Here is a 5,045-nt window from a genome sequence, read left to right on the forward strand (position 1 = left end):
ACTCCCATGAGCTTGAACATTTTCTGGTTTCTTCCCACCCACGGCGACGGTCATTACCTTGGCACCGCTACGGGCGCTCGCGCGGTCGATCACGGCTACCTGCAACAGATTGCCCAGGCGGCTGACCGCCTTGGGTTTGGTGGCGTGCTGATCCCGACGGGGCGGTCCTGTGAAGATTCCTGGCTGGTGGCGGCATCGCTGATTCCGGTGACCACCCACCTTAAATTTCTCGTCGCGCTGCGCCCCGGCATTATTTCGCCGACCGTTGCTGCGCGGCAGGCGGCAACCTTGGATCGTCTGTCCAATGGCCGTGCCCTGTTTAACTTGGTCACTGGCGGTGACCCTGACGAGCTGGCCGGCGATGGCCTGTTCCTCAGCCACGAAGAACGTTACGAAGCCTCCGTGGAATTCACCCGTATCTGGCGCCGTGTGCTGGAAGGCGAGACCGTTGATTACGACGGCAAACACATCAGCGTAAAAGGCGCCAAGCTGCTCTATCCGCCGCTGCAACAACCGCGTCCGCCGTTGTACTTCGGCGGCTCCTCCGGCGCTGCGCAAGACCTGGCCGCCGAGCAGGTAGAAATGGTCCTGACCTGGGGCGAGCCGCCAGCAGCCGTGGCGGAAAAAATCGCCCAAGTGCGCGAAAAGGCCGCCCAGCATGGCCGCACTGTGCGCTTCGGTATTCGCCTGCATGTAATCGTGCGCGAAACCAATGAAGAAGCCTGGGCCGCCGCTGACCGCCTGATTTCCCATGTCGACGACGACACCATCGCCCGCGCGCAAGCCTCGCTGTCGCGCTTTGATTCGGTTGGCCAGCAACGCATGGCGGCGCTGCATGGCGGCAGCAAAGACAACCTCGAAGTCAGCCCCAACCTGTGGGCCGGCGTGGGCCTGGTGCGTGGCGGTGCCGGTACGGCGTTGGTGGGCGACGGCCCAACCGTGGCGGCACGGGTTAAGGAATATGCGGACCTGGGTATCGACACCTTTATTTTCTCCGGCTACCCGCACTTGGAAGAGTCGTACCGCGTGGCCGAGCTGTTGTTCCCGCATTTGGATGTGGCCCGTCCACAACGCCCTGAAGGCGCCAATTACGTGAGCCCGTTTGGCGAAATGATCGCCAACGACGTGCTGCCCAAAGCAGTGTCGGCGAGCTAAGCGGCCAGGGATGACGACATGAGCAAACCCATAAATAACCTTCTCAGCCGTGTAGCGCCCTTTGTGCTGCCGCTGGCGCTGCTGGCGATCTGGCAACTGGCGGTAGTCGCTGGTTGGCTGTCGACGCGAATTCTGCCGGCGCCCAGCGCCGTGTTTGACGCCGCGGTGGCCCTGGTCAGCAGCGGCGACATTTGGCACCACCTGGCCATCAGCGGCTGGCGCGCCGGCATTGGCTTTGCCATTGGCGGCAGCATCGGCCTGACCTTGGGCTTTATCACCGGCCTGTCGAAGTGGGGTGAACGCTTCCTCGACAGCACGGTGCAGATGATCCGCAACGTGCCACACCTGGCGCTGATTCCGCTGGTGATCTTGTGGTTCGGTATTGATGAGTCGGCAAAGATTTTCCTGGTTGCCTTGGGCACGGTGTTCCCGATTTACCTGAACACCTACCACGGCATTCGCAACGTCGACCCGGCGTTGGTGGAAATGGCGCGTAGCTATGGCCTGTCTGGTTTTGGCCTATTCCGCCAGGTGATTTTGCCGGGCGCCTTGCCCTCAATTCTGGTCGGCGTGCGTTTTGCCCTGGGCTTTATGTGGCTGACGCTGATTGTGGCGGAGACGATTTCCGCCAGCTCGGGCATCGGTTACCTGGCCATGAACGCCCGTGAATTCTTGCAGACCGATGTCGTGGTGGTGGCGATTCTGCTCTACGCCCTGCTGGGCAAATTGGCCGACACCACGGCCCGTACGTTGGAACGTGTGTGGTTGCGCTGGCACCCCGCCTATCAAGTGAAAAAAGGCGGTGCCGCATGAACGCATTCAACCCTACTGGCGTGGCGCCGCAGCACCTTAAAGGCGGTATCCCCCTGGCGGTGCGCGGCCTGCATAAATCGTTCGGTGAGCGCGAGGTGTTGCACGACATCGAGCTGCTGATTCCGGCCGGGCAATTCGTCGCCGTGGTCGGTCGCAGTGGCTGCGGTAAAAGCACCTTGCTGCGTTTGTTGGCAGGGCTGGATACGCCCACCAGCGGCGCCTTGCTTGCCGGTTCTGCGCCGCTGAATGACGCCCGCGAAGATACCCGCCTGATGTTCCAGGACTCGCGTTTGCTGCCGTGGAAACGCGTGATCGACAACGTTGGCCTGGGCCTGAGTGGCGATTGGCGTGGTCGCGCCTTGGACGCTTTGCAAGCCGTCGGCTTGGCCGAGCGTGCCCACGAATGGCCGGCGGCCTTGTCGGGCGGGCAGAAGCAGCGTGTGGCCTTGGCCCGCGCGCTGATTCACCAACCGCGCCTGTTGCTGTTGGACGAACCGCTGGGTGCTCTGGATGCCCTGACCCGCATCGAGATGCAGCAACTAATTGAAGGCCTGTGGCAGAAGCATGGTTTTACCGTGCTGCTGGTGACCCACGACGTCAGTGAAGCGGTAGCGATTGCCGACCGCGTGATCTTGATTGAAGACGGCCACGTTGGCCTGGACCTGCCGGTGCAACTGGCGCGTCCCCGTCAGCGCGGCTCAGCACGGCTGGCGGCACTGGAAGCGGAAGTACTTAACCGCGTGCTGCAAATTCCCGCCGGCCCGCCGCCACCCGAACCTGTTTCACCCTTGCCCACGCAACTGCGTTGGGCCTTGTAATCAAACCCTCTGAAAACCAAGTACCAGGAGAAACACCATGACTATTAAAGCGATCAACGTCCGTAACCAATTCAAAGGCACCATCAAGGAAATCGTACTGGGCGACGTACTGTCGGAAATCGACGTACAAACCGCTTCCGGCATCGTTACCTCGGTAATCACCACCCGTTCGGTTAAAGAGCTGGAACTGGGCGTGGGCAGTGAAGTTATTGCCTTTGTTAAGTCGACCGAAGTGTCGATTGCCAAACTCTGAGGCTGCGTTTGTTGGGTTTTCCCGTCTGCGTACGGGGGCGCTCCTTGCGTCTGCCGTGCGGCCGCTTGGTGCGCGTAGCACACCCTACAAAAGCCAGCGGAAATCTCCCGTAGGGTGTGCCGGCACACCCTACGGTTTTAACGCCTCTGCGGGCTGCGGCCTGCCATACAAATACCCTTGCCCCAACTCGCAGCCTAAGCCCTGTAAAAAGGCCGCTTGGCTGGCGTCTTCAATGCCTTCCGCTTGCACCTGCAAACCTAGGCTATGACCCAACGCAATCACCGCACGGGTGATGGCGGCATCGTCGTGGTCGGCCGGTAGCCCGCGAACAAAACTCTGGTCGAGCTTGAGCTTTTGCACGGGCATGCGTTTGAGCCGTGCCAGTGACGAGTAGCCGGTACCAAAATCATCAATGGCCAAACGCACGCCTAAGGCGCGCAGACGCTGCATCAGCTGCAGGGCGGCATCGGCGTCTTGCATTACCGCGCTCTCGGTAATTTCCAGCTCCAGAAACGCGGCGTTGAGACCGCTGGCGGCCAGCACTTCGGTAACCAGACTGTCGAGCTTGCCGTGGCTGAATATGCGGCTGGAAACGTTCACCGACATAAACTCCAGGTTCAGGCCTTGCCGCTGCCACGCCGTCATCTGCTCGCAGGCCTGGGCCAGCACCCAGGCGTCAATGCTGCCAATCAGGTCGCTTTCTTCGGCAATCGGAATGAACTGGTCAGGCGGCACCAGGCCACGCTCCGGATGTTGCCAGCGCACCAGGGCTTCAACGCCTAGCAACTTGCCGTCTTGCAGGCCATAAATCGGTTGGTAAAACACCCGCAGTTGCTGCTGCTCCAAGGCTTGGTGTAACTGCGCGCCCAGCTCCACGCGTTGACGTGCCAGGCTGGTCAGCTCCTGGCTGTAAAAGGCGTAGGTGGCGCGACCGCTGCTTTTGGCTTTGAACAGGGCGGAGTCGGCGTTGCGCATCACTTGCTCGACGCTCTGGGCGTCGGCAGGAAACAGGCTGATGCCGACGCTGGCGCCGATAAACAGTTCATGGCCGTCGATGGTAAATGGCTGGCGCAGGGCATGGAGCAATTGTTCGGCGAGGCCTGCTGCCTGTTCTGGCTGCGGGGAGTTCTCCAGCAGTAAGCCGAACTCATCGCCGCCCAGGCGCGCCAGGGTCATACCGCTTTGCAGTAAGCGTTGCAGGCGTTCACTGGCGGCTTTGAGTAATTCATCGCCGGCGTTGTGACCGAGGCTTTCGTTGATATGTTTGAAATGGTCGAGATCAATCAACAGCACCGCACCACCGGGTTGATCATCGCGCAGGGCACGGGCCACCCGTTCGCCAAACAGCAATCGATTGGGCAGGTTGCTGAGCGGGTCGTGGTGGGCGAGGTAGTCGAGCTCCTTCTGCGACTCCTTGAGCAGGCTGATATCGGAGAACACCGCCACGTAGTGACTGACCACGCCTTGCTCATCATGGATGGCGCGAATGCACTGCCACTGTGGATAGATTTCGCCGTTTTTGCGCCGGTTCCAGATCTCGCCACTCCAACTGCCTTGATGGCTGAGGTCGTACCACATGCGCTGGTAGAAGGCGCGATCATGCCGGCCGGACTTCAGCAACTGCGGCGAGCCGCCAATGATTTCGTCCAGGCTATAACCGGTGATACGGGTAAAGGCCGGGTTGAGGTGGGTGATGCGCATCTGGGCGTCGGTGACCAACACGCCCTCTTGGGTGGCATCAAATACCGCCGCGGCCTGGCGCAAATTGCTGACATGCCCGCGCAAAGCCTTTTCCGTCGACAAGCGGCGGCGCTCCTTGCGACGCAGGGCGTAGAACAGAATTGCGCCGGTAAACAGAACGAAACACAGGCCCTTGATGATGCTCAAGTAGCCAAAGTCACCGACGCTGGCACTGAGCTTGCTCAGTAATTGGTCAGTCAGGGCGACCCACAGGCCGGCGAGAAGCAGGTAGATCAGGGTGGGGCGTAAGGCATTCATGCGTAGGG

General features: G+C 60.9%; 5 protein-coding genes. 4 read left to right on the forward strand and 1 reads right to left on the reverse strand.

Annotated features, from left to right (window positions below; translation table 11 throughout):
• Positions 1–6: 6 nt before the first annotated feature.
• From ssuD to AAAB16_RS24495, 4 genes are read left to right on the forward strand one after another with little or no spacing between them, the layout of a single operon-like run.
• Positions 7–1,155, forward strand: a complete 1,149-nt coding sequence (ssuD, locus tag AAAB16_RS24480) for an FMNH2-dependent alkanesulfonate monooxygenase (RefSeq protein WP_340665693.1) — start codon at positions 7–9, stop codon at positions 1,153–1,155.
• 18 nt (positions 1,156–1,173) lie between these two features.
• Positions 1,174–1,968 carry an aliphatic sulfonate ABC transporter permease SsuC gene (gene ssuC, locus AAAB16_RS24485; RefSeq protein ID WP_340665690.1) on the forward strand — a complete coding sequence of 265 codons (795 nt, stop codon included), beginning with the start codon at positions 1,174–1,176 and terminating at the stop codon, positions 1,966–1,968.
• Positions 1,965–2,786 (forward strand): aliphatic sulfonates ABC transporter ATP-binding protein, encoded by an 822-nt coding sequence (gene ssuB, locus AAAB16_RS24490; protein ID WP_340665691.1) that lies wholly within the window; start codon positions 1,965–1,967, stop codon positions 2,784–2,786. The genes ssuC and ssuB overlap by 4 nt, the downstream gene beginning before the upstream one ends.
• Before the next feature lie 37 nt (positions 2,787–2,823).
• Entirely contained in the window at positions 2,824–3,039 is a 216-nt protein-coding gene (locus AAAB16_RS24495) for a molybdopterin-binding protein (RefSeq protein WP_056842174.1), read from the forward strand.
• 129 nt (positions 3,040–3,168) lie between these two features.
• Here AAAB16_RS24495 and dibA read toward each other — a convergent pair.
• Positions 3,169–5,045: phosphodiesterase DibA (gene dibA, locus AAAB16_RS24500; protein WP_340665692.1), on the reverse strand; the 1,877-nt coding region annotated here is incomplete at its 5' end.

The organism is Pseudomonas sp., assembly GCF_037994325.1.
Classification (GTDB): Bacteria; Pseudomonadota; Gammaproteobacteria; order Pseudomonadales; family Pseudomonadaceae; genus Aquipseudomonas.